Source organism: Streptomyces sp. NPDC017991, assembly GCF_044328075.1.
In the GTDB taxonomy this organism is placed as follows: domain Bacteria; phylum Actinomycetota; class Actinomycetes; order Streptomycetales; family Streptomycetaceae; genus Streptomyces.
Window position 1 is genome coordinate 622,152 of the sequence record NZ_JBIRGP010000003.1, and the last position, 25,753, is coordinate 647,904.

The 25,753-nt window shown below is 71.0% G+C and carries 25 protein-coding genes; 12 read left to right on the forward strand and 13 right to left on the reverse strand.

What is annotated here, in order from left to right; all coding sequences use genetic code 11:
- Positions 1-76: 76 nt before the first annotated feature.
- The 5 genes from sigE (at position 77) to ACH4DZ_RS11300 (ending at position 5,411) form a co-directional block, all read left to right on the forward strand.
- Positions 77-778, forward strand: a complete 702-nt coding sequence (sigE, locus tag ACH4DZ_RS11280) for an RNA polymerase sigma factor SigE (protein ID WP_398287075.1) — start codon at positions 77-79, stop codon at positions 776-778.
- Positions 775-1,737 (forward strand): anti-sigma factor family protein, encoded by a 963-nt coding sequence (locus ACH4DZ_RS11285; RefSeq protein WP_398286765.1) that lies wholly within the window; start codon positions 775-777, stop codon positions 1,735-1,737. Before sigE ends, ACH4DZ_RS11285 begins: the two co-directional genes overlap by 4 nt.
- Before the next feature lie 139 nt (positions 1,738-1,876).
- A complete protein-coding gene (locus ACH4DZ_RS11290; RefSeq protein WP_398286767.1) occupies positions 1,877-3,715 on the forward strand; it encodes a trypsin-like peptidase domain-containing protein in 1,839 nt (612 codons plus the stop codon).
- Between the two features lie 261 nt (positions 3,716-3,976).
- Positions 3,977-4,438: a sec-independent translocase gene (locus ACH4DZ_RS11295; RefSeq protein ID WP_398287076.1), complete on the forward strand. Its 462-nt coding sequence runs from the start codon at positions 3,977-3,979 to the stop codon at positions 4,436-4,438.
- 316 nt (positions 4,439-4,754) lie between these two features.
- Entirely contained in the window at positions 4,755-5,411 is a 657-nt protein-coding gene (locus ACH4DZ_RS11300) for a hypothetical protein (protein WP_398286769.1), read from the forward strand.
- Positions 5,412-5,683: 272 nt separating this feature from the next.
- Here the strand turns inward: ACH4DZ_RS11300 and ACH4DZ_RS11305 are convergent, their stop codons facing one another.
- Genes ACH4DZ_RS11305 through ACH4DZ_RS11315 form a run of 3 tightly spaced genes read right to left on the reverse strand, consistent with a single transcriptional unit; the run spans position 5,684 to position 8,842 of the window.
- Entirely contained in the window at positions 5,684-6,817 is a 1,134-nt protein-coding gene (locus ACH4DZ_RS11305) for an Mrp/NBP35 family ATP-binding protein (protein ID WP_398286770.1), read from the reverse strand.
- Between the two features lie 44 nt (positions 6,818-6,861).
- On the reverse strand, positions 6,862-7,494 hold the full coding sequence (locus ACH4DZ_RS11310) for a DUF1003 domain-containing protein (protein ID WP_398286771.1): 633 nt from the start codon (positions 7,492-7,494) through the stop codon (positions 6,862-6,864).
- Positions 7,484-8,842, reverse strand: a complete 1,359-nt coding sequence (locus tag ACH4DZ_RS11315) for a magnesium transporter MgtE N-terminal domain-containing protein (RefSeq protein ID WP_398286772.1) — start codon at positions 8,840-8,842, stop codon at positions 7,484-7,486. The genes ACH4DZ_RS11310 and ACH4DZ_RS11315 overlap by 11 nt, the downstream gene beginning before the upstream one ends.
- A 200-nt stretch (positions 8,843-9,042) precedes the next feature.
- Here ACH4DZ_RS11315 and ACH4DZ_RS11320 point away from each other — a divergent pair, with 200 nt between their 5' ends.
- Entirely contained in the window at positions 9,043-9,801 is a 759-nt protein-coding gene (locus tag ACH4DZ_RS11320) for a hypothetical protein (RefSeq protein ID WP_398286773.1), read from the forward strand.
- Between the two features lie 248 nt (positions 9,802-10,049).
- Here the strand turns inward: ACH4DZ_RS11320 and ACH4DZ_RS11325 are convergent, their stop codons facing one another.
- Positions 10,050-10,622, reverse strand: a complete 573-nt coding sequence (locus tag ACH4DZ_RS11325; RefSeq protein WP_398286775.1) for a hypothetical protein — start codon at positions 10,620-10,622, stop codon at positions 10,050-10,052.
- Between the two features lie 45 nt (positions 10,623-10,667).
- A complete protein-coding gene (locus ACH4DZ_RS11330; protein ID WP_398286776.1) occupies positions 10,668-11,777 on the reverse strand; it encodes a magnesium and cobalt transport protein CorA in 1,110 nt (369 codons plus the stop codon).
- A 524-nt stretch (positions 11,778-12,301) separates the two neighbouring features.
- Here ACH4DZ_RS11330 and ACH4DZ_RS11335 point away from each other — a divergent pair.
- Positions 12,302-12,916 carry a suppressor of fused domain protein gene (locus tag ACH4DZ_RS11335; RefSeq protein ID WP_398286777.1) on the forward strand — a complete coding sequence of 205 codons (615 nt, stop codon included), beginning with the start codon at positions 12,302-12,304 and terminating at the stop codon, positions 12,914-12,916.
- Between the two features lie 143 nt (positions 12,917-13,059).
- Here ACH4DZ_RS11335 and ACH4DZ_RS11340 read toward each other — a convergent pair whose 3' ends face one another.
- Positions 13,060-14,313, reverse strand: coding sequence for an MFS transporter (locus ACH4DZ_RS11340; protein WP_398286778.1), 1,254 nt, complete (start codon positions 14,311-14,313; stop codon positions 13,060-13,062).
- Positions 14,314-14,509: 196 nt separating this feature from the next.
- Between ACH4DZ_RS11340 and ACH4DZ_RS11345 the strand changes: the two genes are divergently transcribed.
- The 3 genes from ACH4DZ_RS11345 (at position 14,510) to ACH4DZ_RS11355 (ending at position 17,084) form a co-directional block, all read left to right on the forward strand.
- Positions 14,510-15,151, forward strand: coding sequence for a DUF6758 family protein (locus ACH4DZ_RS11345; protein WP_398286780.1), 642 nt, complete (start codon positions 14,510-14,512; stop codon positions 15,149-15,151).
- A 236-nt stretch (positions 15,152-15,387) separates the two neighbouring features.
- Positions 15,388-16,254, forward strand: coding sequence for a PHP domain-containing protein (locus ACH4DZ_RS11350; RefSeq protein ID WP_398286782.1), 867 nt, complete (start codon positions 15,388-15,390; stop codon positions 16,252-16,254).
- A gap of 224 nt (positions 16,255-16,478) precedes the next feature.
- Positions 16,479-17,084 (forward strand): MarC family protein, encoded by a 606-nt coding sequence (locus tag ACH4DZ_RS11355; RefSeq protein ID WP_398286783.1) that lies wholly within the window; start codon positions 16,479-16,481, stop codon positions 17,082-17,084.
- 122 nt (positions 17,085-17,206) lie between these two features.
- On the opposite strand, the gene ACH4DZ_RS11360 is transcribed toward ACH4DZ_RS11355, so the two are convergent.
- Positions 17,207-17,359: a hypothetical protein gene (locus ACH4DZ_RS11360; RefSeq protein ID WP_007384531.1), complete on the reverse strand. Its 153-nt coding sequence runs from the start codon at positions 17,357-17,359 to the stop codon at positions 17,207-17,209.
- Between the two features lie 212 nt (positions 17,360-17,571).
- On the opposite strand from ACH4DZ_RS11360, the gene ACH4DZ_RS11365 reads away from it, so the two are divergent.
- The gene (locus ACH4DZ_RS11365; RefSeq protein ID WP_398286784.1) at positions 17,572-18,495 is read left to right on the forward strand and encodes an NYN domain-containing protein; all 924 of its coding nucleotides are present in this window, start codon (positions 17,572-17,574) and stop codon (positions 18,493-18,495) included.
- A 110-nt stretch (positions 18,496-18,605) separates the two neighbouring features.
- On the opposite strand, the gene ACH4DZ_RS11370 is transcribed toward ACH4DZ_RS11365, so the two are convergent.
- Together ACH4DZ_RS11370 and ACH4DZ_RS11375 are read right to left on the reverse strand one after the other, a co-directional pair.
- Positions 18,606-19,502: an alpha/beta fold hydrolase gene (locus tag ACH4DZ_RS11370; protein ID WP_398286786.1), complete on the reverse strand. Its 897-nt coding sequence runs from the start codon at positions 19,500-19,502 to the stop codon at positions 18,606-18,608.
- Between the two features lie 176 nt (positions 19,503-19,678).
- Positions 19,679-22,258, reverse strand: a complete 2,580-nt coding sequence (locus ACH4DZ_RS11375; RefSeq protein WP_398286787.1) for a DEAD/DEAH box helicase — start codon at positions 22,256-22,258, stop codon at positions 19,679-19,681.
- A gap of 481 nt (positions 22,259-22,739) precedes the next feature.
- Here ACH4DZ_RS11375 and ACH4DZ_RS11380 point away from each other — a divergent pair, with 481 nt between their 5' ends.
- Positions 22,740-23,477, forward strand: a complete 738-nt coding sequence (locus tag ACH4DZ_RS11380) for a ferritin-like fold-containing protein (protein ID WP_328494150.1) — start codon at positions 22,740-22,742, stop codon at positions 23,475-23,477.
- Between the two features lie 165 nt (positions 23,478-23,642).
- On the opposite strand, the gene ACH4DZ_RS11385 is transcribed toward ACH4DZ_RS11380, so the two are convergent.
- The 4 genes from ACH4DZ_RS11385 to ACH4DZ_RS11400 form a co-directional block, all read right to left on the reverse strand.
- Entirely contained in the window at positions 23,643-23,915 is a 273-nt protein-coding gene (locus ACH4DZ_RS11385) for a hypothetical protein (protein WP_398286788.1), read from the reverse strand.
- A gap of 205 nt (positions 23,916-24,120) precedes the next feature.
- Positions 24,121-24,348, reverse strand: coding sequence for a DUF3107 domain-containing protein (locus ACH4DZ_RS11390; protein WP_055610545.1), 228 nt, complete (start codon positions 24,346-24,348; stop codon positions 24,121-24,123).
- A 165-nt stretch (positions 24,349-24,513) separates the two neighbouring features.
- Positions 24,514-25,155, reverse strand: a complete 642-nt coding sequence (locus ACH4DZ_RS11395) for a TetR/AcrR family transcriptional regulator (RefSeq protein WP_398286789.1) — start codon at positions 25,153-25,155, stop codon at positions 24,514-24,516.
- Between the two features lie 287 nt (positions 25,156-25,442).
- Positions 25,443-25,667, reverse strand: a complete 225-nt coding sequence (locus tag ACH4DZ_RS11400) for a hypothetical protein (protein ID WP_398286790.1) — start codon at positions 25,665-25,667, stop codon at positions 25,443-25,445.
- Positions 25,668-25,753 lie beyond the last annotated feature (86 nt).

A 25,753-nucleotide genomic window follows, 5' to 3' on the forward strand; every position in this document is an offset into this window, starting at 1 on the left:
GGCTATGGTAGGGGCTCCACTGGACACCACCAGAGCCGACAGGGGAGGTGCGGCTGAACCTGTGGATCGAGGAGGGGTGCTCCGGCGCCTGCTCAGATCGTCGGGGGAGCCGAAATCCGTGAACAACACTGCTGACCGATCCCGCATCGCTGACTCCGCTCAGACCGCGACCTTCACGTCCGACGCGGACTCGCAGGCGTGGACTCCCCCCACGTGGGAGGAGATCGTCAGCACACACAGCGGCCGGGTGTACCGGCTCGCCTACCGCCTGACGGGCAACCAGCACGACGCCGAGGACCTGACGCAGGAAGTCTTCGTCCGGGTCTTCCGCTCCTTGTCGACCTACACGCCCGGCACCTTCGAGGGCTGGCTCCACCGCATCACCACCAACCTCTTCCTGGACATGGTCCGCCGCAAGCAGCGCATCCGTTTCGACGCCCTCGGCGACGACGCGGCCGAGCGCCTGCCCAGCCGCGAGCCCTCCCCGCAGCAGGTCTTCAACGACACGCACTTCGACGCGGACGTCCAGCAGGCTCTCGACACCCTGGCCCCGGAGTTCCGCGCCGCGGTCGTCCTCTGTGACATCGAGGGGCTTTCGTACGAGGAGATCGCCGCGACCCTGGGCGTCAAGCTCGGTACGGTCCGCAGCCGGATCCACCGCGGCCGCTCCCAGCTCCGCAAGGCGCTCGCCCACCGTTCCCCCGAGGCCCGTGCCGAGCGCCGCGGTTTCGCGGTCACCGGTGCGCCCGCTCTGGGAGGAGGGGGCGCGAGCGCGTGAGTGGATCACGGCTGAATCCTGCCGACGGACCCCTGGCCGAGCAGCACCTCGGCGACCGACTTTCCGCCCTGGTGGACGGTGAGCTCGGCCATGAGGCGCGCGAACGCGTCCTGGCCCACCTCGCCACCTGTGCGAAGTGCAAGTCGGAGGCCGACGAGCAGCGACGACTGAAGAACGTGTTCGCGGAGGTCGCCCCGCCGCCCCCGTCCGAGAGTTTCCTGGCCAGACTGCAGGGGCTCCCCGGAGGAGGTGACCCGGACGGCGACAGCCCGCGACTGGGCCGGGGAGCGTTCGGAGCGTCCGGAGTCTTCGACATGACGCCGGACTCCTTCGGTTACCTGCCCTCCGGCCCCCATGCGACCGCACTGCCCTCGGAAGAGCGCGGATTCCGCATCCATGACATCAGCAAGCGCGAGGCCGAGCGCTCCGCCTCCCGGGGACTGCGCTTCGCCGCCGCCGCGGCCGGTGCCGTCTCGCTCGCCGCGATCGCCCTCGGCGGGGTCTCGACCGGCGTCCCGTCCGACACCGCGGACGCACGCGGCGGTTCGGGCAGCGGAAGCAACGTGACCCCGATGCGCACATCGAGCACGACCGGTGCCACCGGTTCCGACTCGCAGCGCCGCCGGTCCCTCGCACCGCTGCTCGCCCAGGGGCAGCGTTCGTTCGGCAACGAAGGGGGCGCGCGGACCGAGATGTCCGCGCCGCTGCTGCCCGGTGTGCCGGCGCCCGGACTGCCCGCGACCGGCGAGCAGAACAAGGGCTCGGGTTCGATGCACGCGCTGACCACCCCCGTGGTGGCCGGGGCCGCCGCGATGTCCCCGCTGATACGTCCGTTCGCGCCGGCCCCACGGGTCACGCTGACCGCCTGGTCGTCGGGTCCGGAGTTCGAGGCGTCCGTGCTGTCGGCCGTGCCGTCGTTCGACCCGTCCGCCTCACCCGCGCCTTCCTCCTCGGGCTGAACCGGCCCTCTGCGCGGCGGCCCGCGAACCTGGTTGAATCCAGGGATGGGCCGCGCCCGCCGCTGGAATCCGGGCGCGGAGGTCGAGACAACGCGGCGAGCGCCGACATGCCGTGCCGCGGGTCAGGTGTGGGGAGAGCATGGACGAGGGGAAGCCCACGAAGCCGAAGTGGTGGAGCCGGCCACGGACCCATGGGCCGGATCCCGCTCCGGCGGACCCGGTTTCCACGGGGAGCGGCGCGAGCGGGTTGCACGGGGGAGACATGGACGGCGACTTCGAGCTGGAGAAGCCCGCGGGTCCGGGTCGGGATCCGGGTACACCCGCTGCGACCGCTGCGACCGCTGCGACCGCTGTCGGAGACGCCGGCGCCGGCGGGGCGGGCCCCATCGCCGCGCCGGCCGCGGGCGCCCCAGGTGAGCGGCCCAGGCCCCTGCACGATCCGGACCCCTACAGCACACCGCCGTACGGCGGGCCGGGCCCCTGGGCGCCCGCGCCGCCGGTGCAGCACCCGGGGACGACCCCCGCGCACGGCACGACGGTGGAGGCGGTCGCTCCGCCTCAGGACGCTCCGGGTGAGGCAGTTTCCGGGGCTCCTGCCCCGCAGACATTCACCCCTACCCCTCAGACATCCGCCTCTCAGACCTCCGCCCCCCAAGCATCCGTCTCTCAGGTATCCGCACCGCAGACGCAGGGCGCGGGCGCCCTCGGGCCGGAGTGGCCGGTCGGCCTTCAGGCGGCTGGGGCGTCCCACGACGCCACCGAGAACGGCGCCCCCGCTCCCGGCACCCCCTGGCAGAACTACGACCCCTGGGCCGCCGCGCCCCTCCAGCACCACGGGGTGGTCGTCGAGGCGCCGGGCGGGCGCCGCGGGCGGACCGGGCGTGCGCTGGTCCTCGGCGCCGCACTGCTCGCCCTGGTCTCCGGAGGCGTGGGCGGGGCCGTGGGCGCCTATCTGGAGCGGACCGGGGGGATCGACGACATCGAGCTGCCACAGGCTGGAGTGGAGGCCGAGGGACGGGCACCGGACAGCGTGGCCGGTATCGCGGCCAGCGCTCTGCCCGGCGTGGTGACACTGCACGTGAGCGGTTCGGAGGCGCAGGGCACCGGTACGGGGTTCGTCCTCGACCGGCGCGGCCACATCCTCACCAACAACCACGTCGTGGAACCGGCGGACGGCAGCGGCGAGATCACCGTGACGTTCAGCGGCGGCGAGACCGCCAAGGCCGAGGTCGTGGGCCACGACAGCGGCTACGACCTCGCCGTGGTCAAGGTCGCCCATGTCAGCGGGCTCAAGCCCCTTTCGCTCGGCAACTCGGACAACGTCCAGGTCGGTGACCCGGTGGTGGCCATCGGAGCACCCTTCGACCTGGAGAACACCGTCACCGCGGGCATCATCAGCGCCAAGGAGCGCCCCATCACGGCGGGCGGCGAGGAGGGCGACGGCAGCGACATCTCGTACGTGGACGCGCTGCAGACGGACGCCCCGATAAACCCCGGCAACTCCGGCGGTCCCCTGGTCGACTCCAAGGCCCGTGTCATCGGCATCAACAGCGCCATCCGCTCCGCCGACAGCGGCTCCGACCTGGAGGGCGGCCAGTCCGGTTCGATCGGCCTGGGCTTCGCCATACCGATCAACCAGGGCAGGCGCGTCGCCGAGGAGCTCATCAACACGGGCCGGGCGACCCATCCGGTGATCGGCGTGACGCTCGACATGGAGTACTCCGGCGACGGCGCCCGCGTCGGCACCAAGGGCAACGACGGCGGCGCGGCGGTCACCCGGGGCGGCCCCGGCGCCCAGGCAGGCGTCGAGGCCGGTGACGTCATCACCGAGGTCGACGGGCAGCGGGTGCACTCCGGCGAGGAGCTCATCGTCAAGACGCGGTCCCACCGGCCCGGCGACCGGCTGCGGCTGACGCTGGAGCGTGACGGCAAGGAGCGGAAGGTCACCCTCGTCCTCGGCTCGGCCGACGGGAACTGACACGGCGGACGACCGATGCGTACAAGGGGATGAACCGGGCCGGAAGCGGGGGCGGACGGTTGGTCACGAATCCGACAGGAAGTGCACAGGGAACGGCCCGGCCCCTTGTGCCACAAGGCAAACAACCGGGAAAACCCGCCGTGTACACGCGGTCCGGGGCCCCGGGACAGTACCGGTCGGACAGGAACGCCGGGTACCGTGGACCCGGCCCGGACCACGGACGAACTGCCGAGCGCCGAGGACATCGCAAGGAGCTGCAAGGTGTTCAATGACATAGGACCGCTTGAGCTGGTCACGATCGTTGTCCTTGCCGTGCTCGTCTTCGGTCCGGAGAAGCTCCCGAAGATGATCCAGGACGTCACGCGGACCATTCGCAAGATCCGTGAGTTCTCGGAGAGCGCCAAGGCGGACATCCGCGAGGAGCTGGGTCCGGAGTTCAAGGACTTCGAGTTCGAGGACCTCAACCCCAAGACGTTCATCCGCAAGCAGCTGGACAACGACGAGCTGGGGCTCAAGGAGATCCGTAACGGCTTCGACCTGAAGAAGGAGATGGCCGAGGTCACGGACGCCGTGCACGGCCGCGAGTCCGAGACGTCGTCCTCGACCTCCTCGTCCTCCTCGTCCTCGTCGGCGGGCTCGGCCGGTGGCACCGTGGACATGACGAAGAAGCGCGGGGAGTCGGCGCCGGAAGAGCGCCCGCCGTTCGACGCGGACGCGACCTGACACACCCCTGACACGACCCTGGCGGGACCCTGGCGCGACCCCGAGGCGGCCTGACGCGGCCCGACCCCGGGCGGCGCGCCCGTCGTCCGGAACGCGCTTCACTTTCAGTCGAACGCCGTCCGTCTCCCCGTGCCCCGCTTGGATTCCGTCCGTTCGAGATGCGTCGGATCGGGTACGTATGTGAGCCATGTGCCGACCGGTTTTCCGGCCTTCGGCGGAGCTGTGGCTATCCTGCCTAGTTGTTGTGCGGACCGGACGGACGCCCGAAGGGGGGCGGGCCACCCGGTCCGCCGAGAGCGAGGAGGCGTCCGGGCAGATGGAGACGACAAGTCGGGTAGGCGCGCAGGCGCCGGCTGCGGAGGGTGGACAACAGCTCCCCTCCGCCCGGCGCACGGTCGACGGCTACCTGCTGGCGCCCTTCCCGTGGTACGGCCTCGACGAGGCCTTCACGGGGCCGCGCTGGCTGATGCAGGTCGGCGCCGCGGCCGACGGAGCCATTGAACACGGCTCGATCGGACACGGTGACGAGCCGTCGGTGCGCAGTGAGTCCACCGAGGACAAGGAGCGATTCGCGGTCGTGGTGACCGTCGCGGGCAACCCCGTGCGGCGCAGCGCCGACGGCACGGGGCTGCTGGAGGCCACCTCGGTGTCCTCCGCGGCCTGGCTCGCCGGAGTGGGGCTGCTGTCCTTCACCTGGCCCGGCCAGATGGACCACACCCTGCGCGACGACTGGCTGGACCAGCAGACCGAGACGGCGTGGGTCCTCGCGGACGATCTGGACGGGTCCGACTGGTCGACGCTGTCCCTTCCCGTGGACGGGGTGCCGACGCCGTTCCACTACAGAGAATCCGAGTTCGGCTGGGTCCTCGCGGGCTCGACGCAGGAAGGGGTTCATGTGGGGGCGTACGGGCGGGGGATGAGTGCGTACGGGGTGGCTTTCGCCATGATCAAGGACATCGGCACGTACGCCTAGGCGGCGGGCCGCGTCGTATTTCGGGTGCGGGCCGGTGGGGGTTGCTCGCGCAGTTCCCCGCGCCCCTGAAAGACGGGGCTGCGCCCCTGTCTTTCGCCTTGGGGGCGCGGGGAACTGCGCGGCCGACCCCCACCGGCCCGCACCCGACAGCCCGGCCCAAGCGGCTCGCGCCCGAAGGCCCGCGGGGAACTGCGCGGCCCGCCACCGTGCGCCCGCGGTCGCCCGGGCACAGACCCCCGGCGGGAGACCCCCGGCGGGCCGTTCGCGGCGTTCTAGAACTTGTTCCTCGGGGTGATGCCCAGCGACATGCCCGACAGGCCCCGCTGGCGCCCCCCCAGCTTGCCCGCGATCGCGCGCAGCGCCGAGCCGGCCGGCGAGTCGGGGTCCGTCAGGACGACCGGCCTGCCGTCGTCGCCGCCCTCGCGCAGGCGGACGTCGATGGGAATGGAGCCGAGCACCGGCACGGTGGCACCCGTCGTGCGGGTCAGCCCGTCGGCCACCGACTGCCCACCACCCGTACCGAAGATGTCGACCATCTCGTCGCAGTGGGGGCACGGCATGCCCGCCATGTTCTCGACCACACCGACGATCTTCTGGTGGGTCTGCACGGCGATCGACCCGGCCCGCTCGGCGACCTCGGCCGCGGCCTGCTGAGGAGTCGTCACGACCAGGATCTCCGCGTTCGGGACGAGCTGCGCGACCGAGATCGCGATGTCGCCCGTACCCGGTGGCAGGTCCAGGAGCAGGACGTCCAGGTCGCCCCAGTACACGTCCGCGAGGAACTGCTGCAGCGCGCGGTGGAGCATCGGGCCGCGCCACACGACCGGCGCGTTGCCGGGGGTGAACATGCCGATCGAGATGACCTTCACACCGTTCGCCGACGGCGGCATGATCATGTTCTCGACCTGGGTCGGACGGCCCTCGGCGCCGAGCATGCGCGGCACGGAGTGGCCGTAGATGTCGGCGTCCACGACACCGACCTTCAGCCCGTCCGCGGCCATCGCCGCCGCGAGGTTGACCGTCACGGACGACTTTCCGACGCCGCCCTTGCCGGAGGCGACCGCGTAGACGCGCGTGAGGGAGCCCGGCTTGGCGAAGGGCACCTCGCGCTCGGCCTGCCCGCCGCGCAGCGCGGACGCCAGGTCCTTGCGCTGCTCGTCGCTCATCACGTCCAGCGTGACGTCGACGCGCGTGACGCCCTCAAGGCGTGCGACGGCCTCGGTCACGTTGTTCGTGATGGTCTCGCGCATCGGGCACCCGGAGACAGTCAGGTACACCGCGACCGCGACCGAACCGTCCGCGCCGATCTCCACGGATTTGACCATCCCCAACTCGGTGATGGGTCGATGGATCTCGGGGTCGTTCACCGTCGCCAGTGCTTCACGCACCGCGTCTTCCGTAGCCATGGGGTCGATGGTACGGCGCCCGGCCCGGGGGCCGGAAAGCCCCGTCACCGGTCGTCTACGTCACGTGCCCGGGGGTGTTCCGCCGGGAATACGCCACGCCGGTTGCCGGGCCGGTCGCCGGGCCGGTCGCCAGGCCCGTCCCCGGTGCCGTCGCGGCGCCGCTCCTCCAGCTCCTTGACCAGGTCCGCGAGCTCGGAGCGGATCCAGTCCCGGGTGGCGACCTCGCCGAGGCCCACGCGCAGCGCGGCGATCTCCCGGGTCAGATACTCGGTGTCCGCGATCGACCGTTCGTTCTGCTTGCGGTCCTGTTCGAGGTTGACCTTGTCGCGGTCGTCCTGCCGGTTCTGCGCGAGAAGGATCAAGGGCGCGGCGTACGAGGCCTGGAGCGAGAGCATCAGGGTGAGGAAGATGAACGGGTAGTTGTCGAAGCGCAGATCACGCGGCGCGAAGACGTTCCACACCACCCACAGGATGATGACGAACGTCATCCAGACGATGAACCGGCCGGTGCCGAGGAACCGCGCGATCCGCTCGGAGAGCCGTCCGAAGGCCTCCGGGTCGTACTCGGGCAGGAATCTGCGCCGCGGCGGCTGCGGCTGGTCGAGCCGCAGCCGGGGCCGCGCGGTGGTGCCCGCCCCCGTGGCCGCCCGCTCGCGGGCGTCGCGCTCAGGAGCCATCAGTGGCCTCCTCGGCGCCCGTGTGTCCGCCGCCGGCCGCTGAGGTGGCAGCCGGCTCGGTGCCGGACCCGATCGCTTCCTCGTCCGAGTGGAACTCCCTCTCCCGCCAGTCCTCGGGCAGCATGTGGTCGAGTACGTCGTCCACGGTGACCGCGCCGAGCAGCGAACCGCTCTCGTCGACGACGGGGGCCGCGACCATGTCGTACGTGGCGAAGAAGCCGGCCACGACGGGCAGCACGGCCTCCGGGTCCAGCGGCCGCAGGTCGTCGTCGATGATCGAGCCCACCAGCGTGTACGGCGGGTCGCGAAGGAGCCGCTGGAAGTGGACCGTGCCGAGGTACTTGCCGGTCGGGGTCTCGTCCGGGGGGCGGCACACGTACACCTGGGCGGCCAGCGCGGGGGAGAGGTCGGCGTTGCGCACCCGGGCGAGCGCGTCCGCGACGGTCGCGTCGGGCCGCAGCACGATCGGCTCGGTCGTCATCAGACCGCCCGCGGTGCGTTCCTCGTACGCCATCAGCCGCCGTACGTCCGCCGCGTCGTCCGGACGCATCAGCGCGAGCAGCCGCTCCTTGTCCTCCTCCGGCAGCTCGCCGAGCAGGTCGGCCGCGTCGTCGGGGTCCATGGCCTCCAGGACGTCCGCGGCGCGCTCCTCCTTGAGCTTGCCGAGGATCTCGATCTGGTCGTCCTCGGGGAGCTCCTCCAGGACGTCGGCGAGCCGGTCGTCGTCCAGGGCCGCGGCGACCTCGGCGCGCCGCTTCGCGGACAGATGGTGCAGGACGTTCGCCAGGTCGGCGGGGCGCAGCTGCTCGAAGGAGGCGAGCAGGTTCTCGGCGCCCTGTCCGTGCTCCTCCAGCGAGAACCCGGTGACGGCCGACCACTCGACGGTCAGGGTCTCCCCCTTGGCCCGCCGGAACGCGCCGCCGGTCCGCCCCTTCCGTACGAAGACCCGGTCGATCTCCCAGTCGCGGCGGGCCGGCAGCTGCTGGATGGCGATGTCCAGGACGGTGACCGTCTCGGGCGGTTCGCCGCTCTCCGCGAGGGTGACGCGCCGGTCGAGCAGTTCGCCGAGGACGAGCCGCTCGGTGGGGCGCTGCTCGAACCGGCGGACGTTCAGCACGCCGGTGGTGATGACCTGGCCCGACTCGATGCCCGTCACCCGGGTCATGGGCAGGAAGATACGACGCCGGGTGGACAGTTCGACGACGAGGCCGAGCAGTCGTGGGGGCCGCCGTCCGACGCGCAGCATGGCGACGAGGTCGCGCACGCGTCCCACCTGGTCGCCGTTGGGGTCGAAGACGGCGATGCCGGAGAGGTGCGAGACGAAGATCCTGGGGGCGCCTGCCGCCATCCGGGCGCCTCCTTCTTCGTACGGGCTTCGGTTCGGGTGTTATGGAGTGTCATGTCCGCTCGGGTGGGCTTCAGGCTAGCCCGTCCCGGTCGGATACGCCCTGGTGAGCGGTGCGGACGGACTGACTCCGAGGGGCGTTGCGGGCCCCGGTACGCTGCGGTACGCCGTTGAGGACGACCGCACGAGAGGCAGCGCCACCTGTGACTGCGATTCCCGGGGGACGAACCCGTAAGGCCGCGTTGGCGAGGGCCGTGTGCGCGCTCTTCGTGGCGGGGGCAGGGGTGACGGGGTGCGGCGGTGAGGATCCGGACGCGGGGACGAACGGGGTCGGGAAACTTCCCCCCGCCAAGATCCAGAGCCGGACGCAGTCGGCCGCGGGGGCCGCCGGGACGGTACGGCTGTCCGGGGCTGTGGTCAGCAACAAGCGCACCTACAAGCTGGACATGCAGCTGAAGAAGGACGGCGGTACGGGGTCGGTCACCTCGGACGGTGTCACGTTCCGCCTGCTGCGGGTGGACGAACACCTCTTCATCAAGGCCGACGCGGACTTCTGGAACCACCAGGACGGCAAGAGCGACGACAGTACGTCGGACACCGCGGCGGCGGGGAAGCTTGAGGGCATGTACGTGAAGGTCCCCAAGGGGGACCCCGCGTACCAGCAGCTCAGTGTCTTCACCGACAAGGACGTGCTGCTGGACGGGATTCTGTCCCTGCAGGGCGAGCTGGCGACGGACGGCCATCACGAGCTGAACGGTGTGCGCACGATCCGCCTCACCAGTGACAAGGGATCCGGCGGTCGGATCGACGTCTCGCTGGAGGGTAAGCCGTATCCGCTGCTGCTGGTCCGGGCGGGGGACGCGGGGACGATCCGTCTGACGGACTGGGGCCGGGACTTCGTCCTGAAGGCCCCGGACAAGGCGGACACGGTCGACTACGGCCAACAACTCCCGTCGTCCTGACCCGCGCAGTTCCCCGCGCCCCTAGAGGCGAAAGACTGCGCCGTTCCCCGCGCCCCTTAAAGCGAAAAGATTGCGCCGTTCCCCGCGCCCCTGAGGGGTGGGGGGTGTGTGGTTGTGACGGGGCGCAGCCCCGGCTTTTGGGGGCGCGGGGAACTGCGCGAGCAACCCCCACCGGCCCGCGGACGACACTCGACCCCACCCGCCCACCCACCCACCCGCCCACCCACCCACCCAAGCGCGCGCAGCGCTCAACGCCGGCGTCGACGGAAAAGCAGCCGCGGCAACCCCGCCGGGACAGGCAACCGCGTAGTCGCCGACGTAGGCACCGGCACCGCGGCCAACGAACCGCCGGGCAAGGCCGCGGTCGAACCCGTCGGCGCCAGCCGGACGACCCGGCACTCGCGAGCCCACCGCTCCGTCATCGCCTCACCGTCGGGCGCGTTCAACCGCTTCCCCTTCAGCTCGCCGACGGCGACCCCCCACTCCTCGGATCCGGGAGCCAGCTCCACGACGGACGCCGTCCAGGACACCAACCGCCCGCCCTTGTCCTTGCTGCGGACCGTCACGACCGCCTCGCGGCCGTCCACGAGCCCGGGCAGCGGCTGCTCACCGGGCCCGTCCCCGACCAGGTACACCGCCCCGTCGTGCCACACGTGCCACAGCGCCCGGGACGGCGCCCCCTGACCCTGACCCTGGCCCTGGTCGTGGCCATGGTCCTGGGGGTCCAGCGACGGGACACCGCTCCCGCGCACCCAGATGAGCCCGGACTTCTTGGTGGCCTCCTCGACGAGGGCCTGTTCGGCAAGAGCCTGATCCGTCATGCGGGCCAGCCTATCGGTGGCCCCGTACGGCTCCTCGGAGCGTTCTCAGAGCCAGCCGTTGCGCTTCAGCGTCCGGTGGATCCCCAGGCAGAGCACCACCGTGATGCCCATGATCGTGGGGTACCCGAACCGCCAGTGCAGCTCCGGCATGTGCTCGAAGTTCATGCCGTACACCCCGCACACCATCGTCGGCACGGCGATGATCGCCGCCCAGGACGTGATCTTGCGCATGTCCTCGTTCTGCGCGACGGACGCCTGCGCGAGGTTGGCCTGGAGGATCGAGTTGAGCAGCTCGTCGAAGGCGACGACCTGCTCGTGCACCCGCGCCAAGTGGTCGGCGACATCCCGGAAGTACTTCTGGATGTCGGGGTCGACCAGCCGCATCGGCCGCTCGCTCAGCAGCTGCATGGGCCGCAGCAGCGGCGACACCGCGCGCTTGAACTCCAGGACCTCCCGCTTGAGTTGGTAGATCCGGGCCGAGTCGACACCGCGCGACACCCCGCCCCTGCGGCCGGGCGAGAACACCTCGGTCTCGACGTCGTCGATGTCGTCCTGCATGGCGTCCGCGACCGCGATGTAACCGTCGACGACATGGTCGGCGATGGAGTGCAGTACGGCGGAGGGGCCTTTGGCGAGCAGCTCCGGGTCGTCCTGCAACCGGTGCCGCAGCGCCCGCAGCGAGCCCTGTCCGCCGTGCCGCACGGTGATGAAGAAGTCCCGCCCGGTGAAGCACATCACCTCGCCGGTCTCCACGACCTCGCTGGTGGCGGTGAGTTCGTCGTGCTCGACGTAGTGGATGGTCTTGAAGACGGCGAACAGCGTGTCGTCGTACCGCTCCAATTTGGGCCGCTGGTGGGCGTGGACGGCGTCCTCGACGGCGAGCGGGTGCAGCCCGAACTCGGCGGCCAGGCCCGAGAACTCGTCCTCGGTGGGCTCGTGCAGGCCGATCCACGCGAACCCCCCGTCGCGCCGCACCTGACGGATCGCCGTACGCGGCGTGAGGCTGTCGTCGGAGGGGAGGCGGACGCCGTCGCGGTAGACCGCGCAGTCCACGACGGCCGAACTCTCCGCAGCCGACCGGGTGGTGTCGTACGCCCCGCCGTCCTTGCGGAGCGAGGGGCGGACCGCGGCACGCAGGTTGTGGATCATCGACATGGGTGGCTCCTTCGCGAACGAAGGCCGCCGACGACGGTTGGAACTGCCCGGAATGGGGACGTCCTGACTGCGGATGTTTGGCACGTCCACAAAGCGGGGAGCACCGCACCGTCACGGTGGCGGCTTCGCTACTGATACAGATCAGAAAAATTCAGACAGATCAGGGAAAACGAAGTGCTCTTCCGTTGTGTACCGGACCGGCCATGACGCGAGCGCAGGAGATGACGCGAACGCGAGAGGTGGCAGTCGGCAGAGCGTGAGCTCGGGAAGCTGAGAGGAACTCAGCAGCCGGAAGAGCGGGTGGTACTGCCTGGTCGACTTCGATCCATGGAGCCCCACCTCCTCCGGCCGGTCCCCCGTAGGGGAGGTCCATCCCCCGTAGGGGAGTCTCATGCGTCGAGACGTGGGCCGGGACTTGAGAGCGACGCTTCTGCGTGCTGCCCCGGCCAGCGGCCAAGAGTATCAGCCGACTGAAGTGTCAAGCCGTCGCTTTGCCCGCTACTGACGAGTTCTATGCTCGGCGCATGGTTGATGTTCTTGCTCTGGTGGAAGCCCGTTTGCGTACCGCCCTGGGCGAACCGGACGCGCGCGCCGCGGTGACGTTCCTCGGCACCGACCGCATCGAGGTGCTCCGTTTCACGGACCTGGAGACCTCCGGTACGGCCCCCACCGGCATCGTCCGTTACGCGACGCTCGGCATGTCCGCCCAGCCGATGGCGGACCCCACGGCGGCCGTCGCCGACCCGGTCGCGGGCCCGCGCGCCGAGCTGGTCCTGTCGGTACGGGCCGGCGGCGCCGACACCGACACCGACAAGGTGCTCCGCCCCCTCGCCGTACTGGCCGCGTCCCCGCAGGTCGAGGGCCTGGTCGTGGCCCCGGGCGCCTCGCTCGACGTGGGCGATCCGCTGTGGCCGGGCGCCCCCTTCACCTCCGTCCTGGTCGCCGAGCCGGGCGGCCTGGTCGAGGATCTGGAACTCGACGCACCCCTGGATCCCGTACGTTTTCTGCCGCTGCTGCCCATGACGCCGAACGAGGCCGCGTGGAAGCGGGTGCACGGCGCCGGGGCGCTCCAGGAGCGCTGGCTGGCGGGCGGAACGGACCTGCGCGATCCCGCGCGCAGGTCCGTGTCCCTGGACTGACCCTCAACAGCCGACCCGGCTCGGCCGGTTGGGTATCTCACACCCCGTGAAGTCCGAGAAGCGACGGTCCGAGAAGCGACGGTCGGGGAAGTGCCGGCCAGGGAAGTGAGGGCCGGGGAACTGACGGCCGGGGAGGCGGGGCCTCAGTTCGCGAAGACGGTGACCCCGTCCTCCGCCGCGTGCCGCTCCTCCAGCTCCTGTGCCTCGTGCGTCAGGGACTCCCGGCGTACGAGGACCACGAGCGCGCCCAGCGCCGCCGTGACCGCCGCGACCACGAACGGGATGTGGATGTCGGTCCATTCCTCGATCCTCGGCGCGAAGAAGGGCGCCGCCGCGGCGGCGAACCAGCGGACGAAGTTGTAGCCGGCGCTCGCCACCGGGCGCGGCGCGTCCGACACGCCGAGGGCGAGCTCCGTGTAGACGGTGTTGTTCACGCCGATGAAGGCACCGGAGAGGATCGTGCAGACGACGGCCGTGGTGTGGCTGCCGTAGCCGAGGACGAGCACGTCGGCCGCGAGCAGCACCAGCGAGCCGCCGAGCACCTTCAGTGAGCCGAACCGGGCCTGCATGCGGGGTGCCACGAGCACCGAGAACACCGCGAGCAGCACACCCCAGGCGAAGAAGACCGCGCCCGATTTGTACGGGCTCATGTTCAGTACGAACGGCGTGAAGGCCAGCACGGTGAAGAACGTGTAGTTGTAGAAGAACGCCGAGCCCGCCACCGAGGCGAGACCGCCGTGGCCGAGAGCCCTGACCGGGTCGAGCAGGCCCGTCCTGCGCGCGGGCTTCGGCTGCTCCTTCAGGAACGCCGTGATGCACAGGAACCCGATCGCCATCAGGAACGCGGTGCCGAAGAACGGGTAGCGCCAGCTGGCGTCACCGAGCAGCGCGCCCAGCAGGGGCCCGCAGGCCATGCCGAGGCCCAGGGCCGACTCGTACAGGAGGATCGCCGCCGCGCTGCCGCCGGCCGCCGCGCCGACGATGACGGCGAGGGCGGTGGAGACGAACAGGGCGTTGCCGAGTCCCCAGCCGGCCCGGAAGCCGACGAGTTCGCCGACCGAGCCGGAGGTGCCGGAGAGTCCGGCGAAGACCACGACCAGCGCGAGGCCCAGCAGCAGGGTCTTGCGGCCGCCGATACGGCTGGAGACGAAGCCCGTGACCAGCATCGCGAGGGCGGTGATCAGGAAGTACGAGGTGAAGAGCAGGGAGACCTGGCCGGCGGTGGCGTCCAGGCCCTTGGCGATGGACGGCAGGATCGGGTCGACGAGGCCGATGCCCATGAAGGCGACGACGGATGCCCCGGCGGTCGCCCAGACCGCCTTCGGCTGACGCAGGAGGCTCGTGGCCCCCGCGTCGAAGGTGTCCCCTTCGGTGGGGCCTCCCGTGCTGCTGTTCATGCCCGCTCCTTCACGCTGCTCGCGGAGAGATGGTCGAAGATGGTTGGCGTATACACATAATAAGTTAGATCGGCTAATGAATGCAAGCTACATCTAGTTTGTGGTGGCGATGGGTCGTGGCGGGGAGGTGACAGGCGCGCGGCGGACGGGTGATCGTCCTTGACGCGACGAAGGACGGGGAGGACCGTTGTGCCACATGAGGGGCGAACCCAGTTGCCCGAAGTGTGGTGGCCGGGTCAGGGCTCCCGGCCTCTTTGCCGACTCCTGGCAGTGCGATGTGCACGGCATCGTGCATCCGCTGCAGCCCGTGATCCCGCCCAGCGTGGAAGCCCTCGGTGTGGTCGTGCACCGTGCGCGCGTACCGGTGTGGATGCCGTGGCCGCTGCCCGTCGGCTGGCTCTTCACGGGTGCGGCGTTCGCCGGTGACGACCGCAGCGGCGGTCGCGCGACGGCAGTCGCCTGCTCGGGGCCCGGGCCGCTCGGCGGATTCGGTGAGCTGATGCTCGTCGCCGAGGAGCTGGGCGTGGGTCTGGGCGCGCGGTACGCGGGCATCGAGGGGCTCGACCCGGGCCCGTACATGGACGTGGAGAAGCCCCCTCAGGTGAAGGTGCTGGCCGCGGGACGGCCGACGCCGCTCTGGCACGTCCCGGGGGTGCCCGGCGACCGGGCCGTCTTCGCCGGGGAGGCGCTCGGGCTGTGGCTGTGGGCGGTCGTGTGGCCCGAGCAGTCGGGGATGATGATGTACGACGAGCTGGTGCTGACGGATTTGCGGGATGCCGGCGCGGAGGCGGATCTGCTGCCGTGCGGGGCGCTGTCGCCGCGGATCCTGGAGCCCTAGGCTCCGCCGGTCTGTGCGGTTTCTCTGCGGCTTCCTCGGGGGGCGTCGCGTGGGAGTGCCGGGTGCGGGTCGTCGTGTGGCTGGTCGCGCGGTTCCCCGCGCCCCTTGAGTGGTGGGGCTGGGCCCGTGCCGCCTTGTGTAGGGGGCGACCCTGGGTGGTGGGTGTGACAGGAGCTGTTCCTGATCCCGTTATCCTTGAACGGTCCCCCTGTCCTGGCCTTGTCTGGAGTCCGCTCGTGCGCATCGATCTGCACTGCCACTCCAAGGCCTCCGACGGTACGGACACTCCGGCCGAGCTGGTGCGGAACGCCTCCGCGGCCGGTCTCGACGTCGTCGCGCTGACCGACCACGACACCACCCGCGGATACGCCGAGGCCATCGCGGCCGTGCCCGCCGGGCTGACGCTCGTGACCGGCGCCGAACTCTCCTGCCGCCTCGACGGCGTCGGCCTGCACATGCTGGCGTACCTCTTCGACCCCGAGGAGCCGGACCTGCTGCGTGAGCGTGAGCTGGTACGCGACGACCGGGTGCCCCGGGCCCAGGCGATGATCGGTAGCCTGCGGGAACTGGGCGTGCCCATCACCTGGGAGCACGTGGAGCGGATCGCGTCCGGCGGGTCCGTGGGCCGGCCGCACATCGCCACCGCGCTGGTCGAGCTGGGCGTGGTGCCGACCGTCTCGGACGCGTTCACGAGCGAGTGGCTCGCCGACGGCGGCCGGGCGCACATCCAGAAGCACGAGTCCGACCCCTTCGATATGATCCGGCTGGTCAAGGCCGCGGGTGGCGTGACCGTCTTCGCCCATCCCGCCGCCGCCAAGCGGGGCCGGACCGTACCGGAGTCCGCGATCGCCGAGCTGGCCGCGGCCGGGCTGGACGGCATCGAGGTCGACCACATGGACCACGACGCGGCCACCCGGGCCCGGCTGCGCGGACTCGCGGGCGAACTGGGGCTGCTGACGACCGGTTCGAGCGACTACCACGGCCACCGCAAGGCGTGCGAACTCGGCGAGTACACGACGGACCCCGAGATCTACGCCGAGATCACCCGCCGGGCGACGGGCGCGTTCCCCGTCCCGGGCACGGGCGGCCCAACGACCGCGTAACACCGACAGACCGCCACGCCCACAGACAGACGACGCCCTCAACGCCCCCTTAAGGGGCGCGGGGAACGGCGCAGTCTTTCGTCTCAAGGGGCGCGGGGAACGGCGCAGTCTTTCGCCTTAAGGGGCGCGGGGAACTGCGCGACCAGCCACGACGCACCCGCACCCGGCACGCACACGCACTCCCACCCACCCCCTCCTCAACACCACGCAAGGCTCAACTGCTCATGTTCGACCTCGCCATCTTCGGCTCCCTCTTCCTCACGCTCTTCGTCATCATGGATCCCCCCGGGATCACCCCGATCTTCCTCGCGCTGACATCCGGACGCCCCGCCAAGGTGCAGAAGCGCATGGCCCTCCAGGCCGTCTGCGTCGCCGGCGGCGTCATCACCGTCTTCGGCCTGCTCGGGCACCAGATCCTGAACTACCTGCACGTGTCGGTCCCCGCCCTGATGATCGCCGGCGGCCTGCTGCTCCTGCTCATCGCGCTCGACCTGCTCACGGGCAAGACCGACGAGCCCAAGCAGACCAAGGACGTCAACGTCGCCCTCGTACCCCTGGGCATGCCGCTGCTCGCGGGCCCCGGCGCGATCGTGTCCGTCATCCTCGCCGTGCAGAAGGCCGACAGCCCGGCGACCCAGGCGTCGGTGTGGACGGCGATCCTCGCCATCCACGTCGTGCTGTGGGTCGTGATGCGGTACTCGCTGCTGATCATCCGGGTCATCAAGGACGGCGGAGTCGTGCTCGTGACGCGCCTCGCGGGCATGATGCTCTCCGCGATCGCCGTGCAGCAGATCATCAACGGCGTCACCCAGGTCGTCCGGAGCAGCTGAACGCGGGACCCGCTGAACGTGGACCCATTGAACGCGGCCCCCTTGAACGCGAAACCCCCGCCCGGCATCGCGCCGGACGGGGGTTTCGAAGACTGTCTGTGAAGACTGTCGAACAACCGCTGTTATGAGGCCGAGGTGTCGGCCGGCCGGATCCAGAGGCGCTGCCCGATGGCGGCGGCCTGCTGAACGATCCGGTTGACGGAGGCGGCGTCCACGACGGTGCTGTCCACGGGCGTGCCGTCGACGTCGTCGAGTCGCATGATTTCGAAGCGCAAGGGCTTCTCCCTTCGTCTGGTCATCCTCCTGGAGGAGAACTACTGGTGGGGTGGGTGACCGGGTCATCTGTGTCCCGCGTTCCCATAGGAGTCAACGGGATGTTTGTTACGAACATTCCCTACGCTAAAGAAAACTTTCGAACGTCTAATTACTTGTGAGTATCGGGACCGGCTGTGTACACACAGTGACGTCCTGCGACAATGAGGCGCATATGAATGACGACATCGCGGCAGCCGACGACCCCGACGACTTCTCCACCCTCGCCGCGCGCATCGACCGCTCGAACGAGCTGCTCCAGCGCATGCTGGCCGAGGTGGCGAAGACGCCGTCGACCCACGCGATCTTCGTCGACGCCGGGTACCTCTACGCGGCGGCGGGCCGGCTCGTGGCGGGCACGGAGGACCGCCGGGCCTTCGAGCTGGACGCCGAGGGGCTCATCGACGCGCTCATCGACCGGGCGCGCACGATCTTCGCGGACAGCAGGCTGCTGCGCGTCTACTGGTACGACGGGGCGCGGCGCCGCATCCACACGGCGGAGCAGCAGTCCATCGCCGAGCTGCCCGACGTCAAGGTCCGGCTCGGCAACCTCAACGCCAACAACCAGCAGAAGGGCGTCGACTCCCTGATCCGTTCCGACCTGGAGTCACTGGCCCGGCACCGCGCCATCAGCGACGCGGCGCTCATCGGCGGCGACGAGGACCTGGTCTCGGCCGTGGAGGCGGCGCAGGGATACGGGGCCCGGGTCCACCTCTGGGGCATCGAGGCCCCGGAGGGCCGCAACCAGGCGGAGCCGCTGCTCTGGGAGGTCGACAGCCAGCGCACGTTCGATCTCGACTTCTTCAAGCCGTACGTGGTCCGGCGCGCCACCGCCTCCTACGAGACGTCGGCGGTGGCCCGGCCGAGCCGGGAGGACGTGCGGTTCGTGGGGGCGCAGATCGCCGCGAAGTGGCTGGCCGCGCGGGGGCGGGAGTCGTTGGCGGAGCTGCTTCCCGGCCATCCGTATCTGCCCGGGCCGGTCGATCAGGAGCTGCTCGTGGAGTCCGAGGGGCTCTTGCAGTATTCGCTGCGCGGGCAGGCGGATTTGCGGCGGGCGCTGCGGGACGGCTTTTGGGAGCACTTGCAGGGGCAGTACTGAGCGATTCGCTTCGGCGCCCGGCCCGAGCGGTCCGTTGTGCGTGCGTGGTGGTGACCTGTGGGCCCGGTGAGGGCTGGACGCGCAGGTCCCCGCCCTTCGGGACGGCGGATCTAGCCCAGGTGGTCCCAGAACGCGGCCAGCGCCTCCGCTGTTTCCAGGGGGCGGTCCGCGTTGGGGGAGTGCTCGGCTCCGTGGATGATCGTGCGGTGCGCCTCCAGGCGTACGGCCATGTCGTCGAGGAGCGGGACCGGCCAGGTGTCGTCGCTCTCGCCCGACAGGACGTGCACGGGCAGGCGCAGCGCCGCAAGCTCGGCCACCCGGTCGGACTCCTCACACAGCTGCCGCCCAGCCGCGGCGAGCTGAGCCGGGCTGTTGCCGAGCCAGCGTCGTCTGAGGTCCTGCTGGTCGTCCAGGCCGGCGTCCAGCTCGCCCTCGGCGTCCTCCGGCGGGTCCAGCGCCCGGATCGCCTCCCACACCTGCGCCATGTCCATCACGGTCAGCGCGTCCCGCAGCAGTTTCACGCGCTGTTGCTGACTGGGGGAGATCTCCGCGGGCCCGGAGGACACCAGGGTGAGGGACCGGAAGCGGGCCGGCTCCAGCAGGACGGCCGCGCGGGCGACCTGTCCGCCGAACGAATGGCCCAGCAGATGGAAGCGTTCCTCGGAACCGTCGGAGCCGCTTGAGCCGTCGTGGCTGTCGGCGAGCGCGTCGAGCTGCGCTAGTACATCCAGCGCCAACTCGCCCTGCGCGTAAGGCGTTTCGTCGTCGCGCGGGCCCGGTGACTCGTACTGGCCCCGGCCGTCCACCGCGACGGTCCGGTAGCCGGCCGCCGCGAGCGGCTCGTGCAGCGAGATGAAGTCCTCCTTGCTGCCGGTGAACCCTGGCAGCAGCAGCACGGTTCCCTTCGTGGGGCTGCCCGCGTCGATCACGGCGAACTCCCCGCGCGCGGTGCCGAGGCGATACGCGCGGGCCCCGGAGGGCGGGACGAAGGTGAAGGGCCTGCTCATGAGAAGGAGGCTATCCGGGCAACCTGACAGGTGGCATACCGGGCGGCGTACCGGCCCGTGGCGCCGGGCAGCGTACCCGTCGGTGGCACCGGGCTTTCGAAGCCCTGTCGGGGCCCGTTCGCGGAACGCCGACGGCCCGGCCCCCGCAAGGGGAACCGGGCCGTCGGATGCGGAACTCAGCCCTCCGTGGGCTCGGCGGACGCAGCCGCCTTGCGCGTACGGCGACGCGGCTTGGCCTCGGGCGCTGCCTCGGCCTCGGCCGACTCCGTGACCGCATCCGTGGCGGTTGCCTTGGCTGCTGTCTTGGCGGCCGTCTGGCGCGTGCGACGCGGCTTGACCGGAGCCTCGGCGGTGTCCGCCGCGGTCTCGGTGGCCTGGGCCGGGATGTCGGCCTCGGCGACCGCGGCCTTACGGGTGCGGCGGCGGGGCTTCGTCTCGGTCGCCTCGGCCGTGTCCACGGCGCTCTCCGCCGCTTCCACGGGCGCGGCGGCCTTGCGGGTGCGGCGCGGCTTCGTCACCGTGGCCGCCGGTTCCTCGACCGTCGTGCCCTCGGCGGTGTCCACCGCGGTCTCGGCGGCGACAGCGGCCTTACGCGTACGCCGACGCGGCTTGGCCTCCTCGACGGGTGCTTCCTCCACCGGAGCCGCCGGGGCGACGGGAGCCGTCTCGGCGGTCGCGGCGGCCTTGCGGGTGCGGCGGCGGGGCTTGGCCTCGGGCTCCTCGGTCGCCTGCGCCGGGATACCGGCCTCGGCGACCGCGGTGACCTCGGCGCTCTCGGTGGCCACGGCGGCCTTACGCGTACGGCGGCGCGGCTTGGTCTCAGCGGCCTCAGCGGCCTCAGCGGCCTCGGCGGTGTCCAGGGCCGTCTCGGCGGCGGCCGTGGTCGTGGCCTTGCGGGTGCGGCGCGGCTTGGCTTCGACGGCCTCGACCGGGTCGGCGACGGCGTCCACCGCGGTCACGGCTGCCTCGGCGACCGTGGCCTTGCGGGTGCGGCGGCGGGGCTTGGTCACCACGGCTTCGGCGGCCTCGGCGGCCTCGGTCACGACGGTCGGCTCGGCCTCGGGGGCCTCCTCGACGACGGCGACCTCGGGCTGTCCGGCCTCCGCCGTGCGACGGGTGCGACGGCGGCGCGGCTTGGCCTCGGCGTCCGCCACCGGCTCGGCGACGGGCGCGACGTCCGGTACGGCAGCCGGTACGACGGCCGGCTCGGGGACCTCGACGGCCGTGCCCTCGGCCGTGGCGACCGCGGTGGCGGCTGCCTCCGACCCGCCTGCGGCACGTGTACGACGACGCCGGCGCGCGCTGCGCGACTCCGTCGCCTGACCCGATCCGGTGCTGTCCGCCACGGTCTCCGGTGCGGACTGCGCTGCAGCCTGCGACGTGCTCTGCGGCTCCGCGGCGTCGAGCGCCGTGCCGTTGCGCGTACGACGACGGCGGCGCGGTGTGCGCTCCGCACGATCACGATCACGGTCACGGTCACGACCGCGGTCTCGGTCGCGCTCGGCGACCGGGGCCGGACCTGCCGCGGGACGGCCACCGCGGCCACCGCGGGCGCCACGCCCACCGGTCTCGCCGAGGTCCTCGACGACCTCGGCCGACAGACCGGCACGGGTGCGCTCGGAACGCGGCAGGACACCCTTGGTGCCGGCCGGGATGCTCAGCTCCTCGAAGAGGTGCGCGGACGTGGAGTACGTCTCCGGCGGGTCCGGGAAGCCGAGGTCCAGCGCCTTGTTGATCAGCTGCCAGCGGGGGATGTCGTCCCAGTCGACGAGCGTGACGGCGATGCCCTTGGCGCCCGCGCGGCCCGTACGGCCGATGCGGTGCAGGTACGTCTTCTCGTCCTCGGGGGACTGGTAGTTGATGACGTGCGTGACGCCCTCGACGTCGATGCCGCGCGCGGCCACGTCGGTGCAGACGAGCACGTCCACCTTGCCGTTGCGGAACGCGCGCAGCGCCTGCTCGCGGGCGCCCTGGCCGAGGTCGCCGTGGACCGCGCCGGAGGCGAATCCGCGCTGCTGCAGCTGGTCGGCGAGGTCGGCCGCCGTGCGCTTCGTACGGCAGAAGACCATCGCGAGACCGCGGCCGTCGGCCTGCAGTATGCGCGAGACCAGCTCGGGCTTGTCCATGTTGTGCGCGCGGTAGATGAACTGCGCGGTGTTCCTGACGGTCGCGCCCACGTCGTCCGGCTCCGAGGCGCGGATGTGCGTGGGCTGCGACATGTAGCGGCGCGCGAGACCGATGACCGCGCCCGGCATGGTCGCCGAGAACAGCATCGTCTGGCGGCGGACCGGCAGCATGTTCATGATCTTCTCGACGTCGGGCAGGAAGCCCAGGTCGAGCATCTCGTCGGCCTCGTCGAGGACAAGGGCGCGCACGTGCTTGAGGTTGAGCTTCTTCTGGCCCGCGAGGTCCAGCAGCCGGCCCGGGGTGCCGACGACGACGTCGATGCCCTTCTTGAGGGCCTCGACCTGCGGCTCGTACGCCCGCCCGCCGTAGATGGCGAGCACGCGGACGTTACGGACCTTGCCGGCCGTCAGCAGGTCGTTGGTGACCTGGGTGCACAGCTCGCGCGTCGGGACGACGACGAGGGCCTGCGGGGCGTCGGTGAGCTGCTCGGGCTGCGCCCGGCCCGCCTCGACGTCCGCGGGGACGGTCACGCGCTCGAGGAGCGGGAGGCCGAAACCCAGCGTCTTGCCGGTGCCGGTCTTGGCCTGGCCGATGACGTCGTTGCCCGCGAGGGCGACGGGGAGCGTCATCTCCTGGATGGGAAAGGGACTCAGGATGCCGACGGCCTCAAGGGCCTCGGCAGTCTCGGGAAGGATCCCGAGGTCTCGGAAGGTAGTCAGGGTGCTGCCTCTTCTGTGTACGCGGTGCGAGGCGAGCGCGGGGGTCGTGTCGGGGACCGTGCCGGGGACGTCGGCCGCTATTGACCAGCGGCCGGGGTGGCACAGGACCACTGCCGACGCTCAAGCGTTCGTACCGCTGAGGGTCCCTCCGCTATGCCGTACGCACTGTGCCGTACGGGCCGGAAGGGCTGTCGGGTCGGAGCCGATCGGGCCACCGACCGGGCATCCTCATTCGTGCGGATCCGCCGGGTCACGTTGATCAACTCAGCGAGCGCATTACCACCATACCCCGGATCCGCGCATATGCGATGGCCGATTTGGTCACGTAGTCGTCGTCACACTGATTGACCAGGGCCTTACGCCGTGCGGCGAGCGGGCTATTGTGCGCTTCATGACGACGCCTGCCAAATCTTCCGACGCACCCGCCGAACCCACCGGAGTCGCCGCCCAGGACTGGGCCACGGCCTCCGTGGACCCCCAGTACCGTGCCGCGGTCGTGGATCTGATCGGCGCGCTCGCGTACGGGGAGCTGGCGGCGTTCGAGCGGCTCGCGGAGGACGCCAAACTGGCGCCGACGCTCGGGGACAAGGCGGAGCTGGCGAAGATGGCCTCGGCCGAATTCCACCACTTCGAGCAGTTGCGGGCCCGGCTGACCGAGATCGGGGCGGAGCCGACGCAGGCGATGGAGCCGTTCGTCGCCGCGCTCGACGGGTTCCACAAGCAGACCGCGCCGTCCGACTGGCTGGAAGGGCTCGTGAAGGCGTACGTCGGCGACTCGATCGCCAGTGACTTCTACCGCGAGGTCGCGGCACGGCTCGACGCCGATACGCGGAAGCTCGTGCTGGCCGTTCTGGACGACACGGGGCACGCGTCGTTCGCCATCGAGAAGGTGCGGGCCGCCATCGACGCGGATCCGCGCGTGGGCGGGCGACTCGCGCTGTGGGCGCGGCGGTTGATGGGGGAGGCGTTGTCGCAGTCCCAGCGGGTGGTCGCCGACCGGGACGCGCTGTCGACGATGCTCGTCGGCGGGGTCGCGGACGGGTTCGATCTCGCGGAGGTGGGGCGGATGTTCTCGCGGATCACCGAGGCGCACACGAAGAGGATGGCTGCGTTGGGGCTGGCCGCCTGAACCTCTGCCCCCCGGGACCGGTTGTCGGCGGTCTGCGGGTCCGGTGGGGGCTGGTCGCGCCGTTCCCCGCGCCCCTAAGAGGCCCCTGGGCCTGGTGTTCGGCTGCGGGTCCGGTGGGGGCTGGTCGCGCCGTTCCCCGCGCCCCTGAAGGGGGTTCGTCGTCTTTCAGACCGTTGCCGAGTGGTGGGGGCGGAGTCTTCCCGCAGGGCGCAGGAGCAGGGAGACGGAGGCCGTGGCTACTGCTGCCGCGCCCAGCATCACCGGCAGGAAGCCGACGGATCCCAGTGCGGTGTGGGTCAGAAAGGCTCCGAAGAGGCCGCCCGCGGCGCCCGTCGGGAGGACGATCCTGCGGATCGGCAGGCGGTGCGGCAGGCGGTATGCCGCCGCCAGGGCCAGTGCCAGACCGAGGACGGCCGAGCCGAGCGCTTCCAAGAACATGAGGGGATCCCTTCCGCACGGCTGTGTGCACTTCGGTCGTAGCCCGTCATACCCGTGACCTGCGGAATGCAACCCTCCCGTGTGGATGAGTTGTGCTCCATCTGTGAAGCGCGGACATGGCGCGGACAGGGAACCCGGCATGGAGAAGGGGCCCGGTGGCCAACGGCCTCCGGGCCCCTTCTCCGCGTTCACAGCGTCCTGCGTCCTACAGCGCGCTGAAGCCCACCTTGCGGGTCGTGGGCTCGCCGAGCTCCACGTAGGCGAGGCGGTCCGCCGGCACCAGGACCTTGCGGCCGTGGTCGTCCACGAGGCTGAGCAGCTGCGACTTGCCTGCCAGCGCCTCGGACACCGCGCGCTCGACCTCTTCCGGGGTCTGACCGCTCTCCAGAACGATCTCGCGGGGCGCGTGCTGCACGCCGATCTTGACCTCCACGGCTATGTCCCTCCGACGGTCACTGATGTGCGCGTATCTCCGCGCCGTACGCAGCACACATTAGCCCGGTGAGGGGACGTACACGCTCCGCCCGAGAACGCCAGGAGCGAACACCTTGTGGGAACAAAGTGACGGTCGGCGCCGACGCGCCGGGGCCGGCCGCGGTCAGTGGTGCTCGCTGCCGTGCAGGGGGAAACCGGCGATGCCCCGCCACGCCAGTGAGGTCAGCAGCTGCACCGCCTGCTCGCGCGGCACGCTGCGGTCGCTGTGCAGCCAGGAGCGGGCCACCACCTGGGCGAGTCCGCCGAGACCCGAGGCGAGCAGCATGGACTCGGCCTTCGACAGACCGGTGTCCTCCGCGATGACCTCGCAGATCGCGTCCGCGCACTCGAACGTGACCTTGTCGACCCGCTCGCGCACCGCGGGCTCGTTCGTCAGGTCCGACTCGAAGACCAGCCGGAAGGCGCCGCCCTCGTCCTCCACGTACGCGAAGTAGGCGTCCATGGTGGCCCGTACGCGCAGGCTGTTGTCCGAGGTGGACGCCAGCGCGGTCCGTACGGAGAGCAGCAGTGACTCGCAGTGCTGGTCAAGCAGGGCAAGGTACAGGTCGAGCTTGCCGGGGAAGTGCTGGTAGAGAACCGGCTTGCTGACGCCCGCGCGTTCGGCGATGTCGTCCATCGCGGCCGAGTGATATCCCTGCGCAACGAACACTTCCTGGGCGGCGCCGAGGAGCTGGTTGCGTCGGGCACGGCGCGGCAGGCGTGTGCCCCGCGGGCGTGCCGCCTCTGTCTGCTCGATGGCTGTCACGCCGCCTCCCAAGATCGTCCACATGCGGTGAGCGCCGCGCGGCCATCGTACTTTTCGGTAACCGTGGTGTGCGCGGTGCGAGCGGAGAATTTCACGGACCGGACGTCGGTGAAACCGTGCAGATCGCGCCATAGGGGGTCATGGCGGGCCCATGGGTTCCCGGTGTCGTACCCGGGAACGGTGCTCGGGCGTCCGGGAATGCATGCCCGGGTGTCCGGGAACGGCGGTCGGAGCGGTCCGGGCGGTCGTCGGGACCGCCCGGACCGCCCGGACCGCCCGGGGCCGGTTCACCGATAGTCGTCCTCGTCGAGTTCCACGACTCTCGCCTGTTCGGCGAGGTCTCCCTCGCTGGCGCTGTCCGGGTCCGCGCCGGTCAGCGGGTCGTCCCGCCGGGGCGCGAGATCCGTCCGCTGTTCGGCGGCGTCGGCCTCGGGGGCCTCCACGCCGATCTCGGTCGCGCCGGTGTCGTCCGTGTCCTCAAGTGCCTCGGGGTCGGTGGGGTCGACAGTCATGAGTCCTCTTCCCGAGCGGTGCGAGTGCGCTCTTGCGCTGGTACGAGTGCCCTCGTTCACGAAGCCTATGAGACCGGGGACGAGGT

Coding starts and splice junctions, on each gene's coding strand:
- ACH4DZ_RS11290 (WP_398286767.1), top strand. CDS start 1,877: ATGGACGAGGGGAAGCCCACGAAGCCGAAGTGGTGGAGCCGGCCACGG.
- ACH4DZ_RS11300 (WP_398286769.1), top strand. CDS start 4,755: ATGGAGACGACAAGTCGGGTAGGCGCGCAGGCGCCGGCTGCGGAGGGT.
- ACH4DZ_RS11305 (WP_398286770.1), bottom strand. CDS start 6,817: ATGGCTACGGAAGACGCGGTGCGTGAAGCACTGGCGACGGTGAACGAC.
- ACH4DZ_RS11310 (WP_398286771.1), bottom strand. CDS start 7,494: ATGGCTCCTGAGCGCGACGCCCGCGAGCGGGCGGCCACGGGGGCGGGC.
- ACH4DZ_RS11315 (WP_398286772.1), bottom strand. CDS start 8,842: ATGGCGGCAGGCGCCCCCAGGATCTTCGTCTCGCACCTCTCCGGCATC.
- ACH4DZ_RS11325 (WP_398286775.1), bottom strand. CDS start 10,622: ATGACGGATCAGGCTCTTGCCGAACAGGCCCTCGTCGAGGAGGCCACC.
- ACH4DZ_RS11330 (WP_398286776.1), bottom strand. CDS start 11,777: ATGTCGATGATCCACAACCTGCGTGCCGCGGTCCGCCCCTCGCTCCGC.
- ACH4DZ_RS11335 (WP_398286777.1), top strand. CDS start 12,302: ATGGTTGATGTTCTTGCTCTGGTGGAAGCCCGTTTGCGTACCGCCCTG.
- ACH4DZ_RS11340 (WP_398286778.1), bottom strand. CDS start 14,313: ATGAACAGCAGCACGGGAGGCCCCACCGAAGGGGACACCTTCGACGCG.
- ACH4DZ_RS11345 (WP_398286780.1), top strand. CDS start 14,510: ATGAGGGGCGAACCCAGTTGCCCGAAGTGTGGTGGCCGGGTCAGGGCT.
- ACH4DZ_RS11355 (WP_398286783.1), top strand. CDS start 16,479: ATGTTCGACCTCGCCATCTTCGGCTCCCTCTTCCTCACGCTCTTCGTC.
- ACH4DZ_RS11365 (WP_398286784.1), top strand. CDS start 17,572: ATGAATGACGACATCGCGGCAGCCGACGACCCCGACGACTTCTCCACC.
- ACH4DZ_RS11370 (WP_398286786.1), bottom strand. CDS start 19,502: ATGAGCAGGCCCTTCACCTTCGTCCCGCCCTCCGGGGCCCGCGCGTAT.
- ACH4DZ_RS11375 (WP_398286787.1), bottom strand. CDS start 22,258: ATGACGCTCCCCGTCGCCCTCGCGGGCAACGACGTCATCGGCCAGGCC.
- ACH4DZ_RS11380 (WP_328494150.1), top strand. CDS start 22,740: ATGACGACGCCTGCCAAATCTTCCGACGCACCCGCCGAACCCACCGGA.
- ACH4DZ_RS11385 (WP_398286788.1), bottom strand. CDS start 23,915: ATGTTCTTGGAAGCGCTCGGCTCGGCCGTCCTCGGTCTGGCACTGGCC.
- ACH4DZ_RS11400 (WP_398286790.1), bottom strand. CDS start 25,667: ATGACTGTCGACCCCACCGACCCCGAGGCACTTGAGGACACGGACGAC.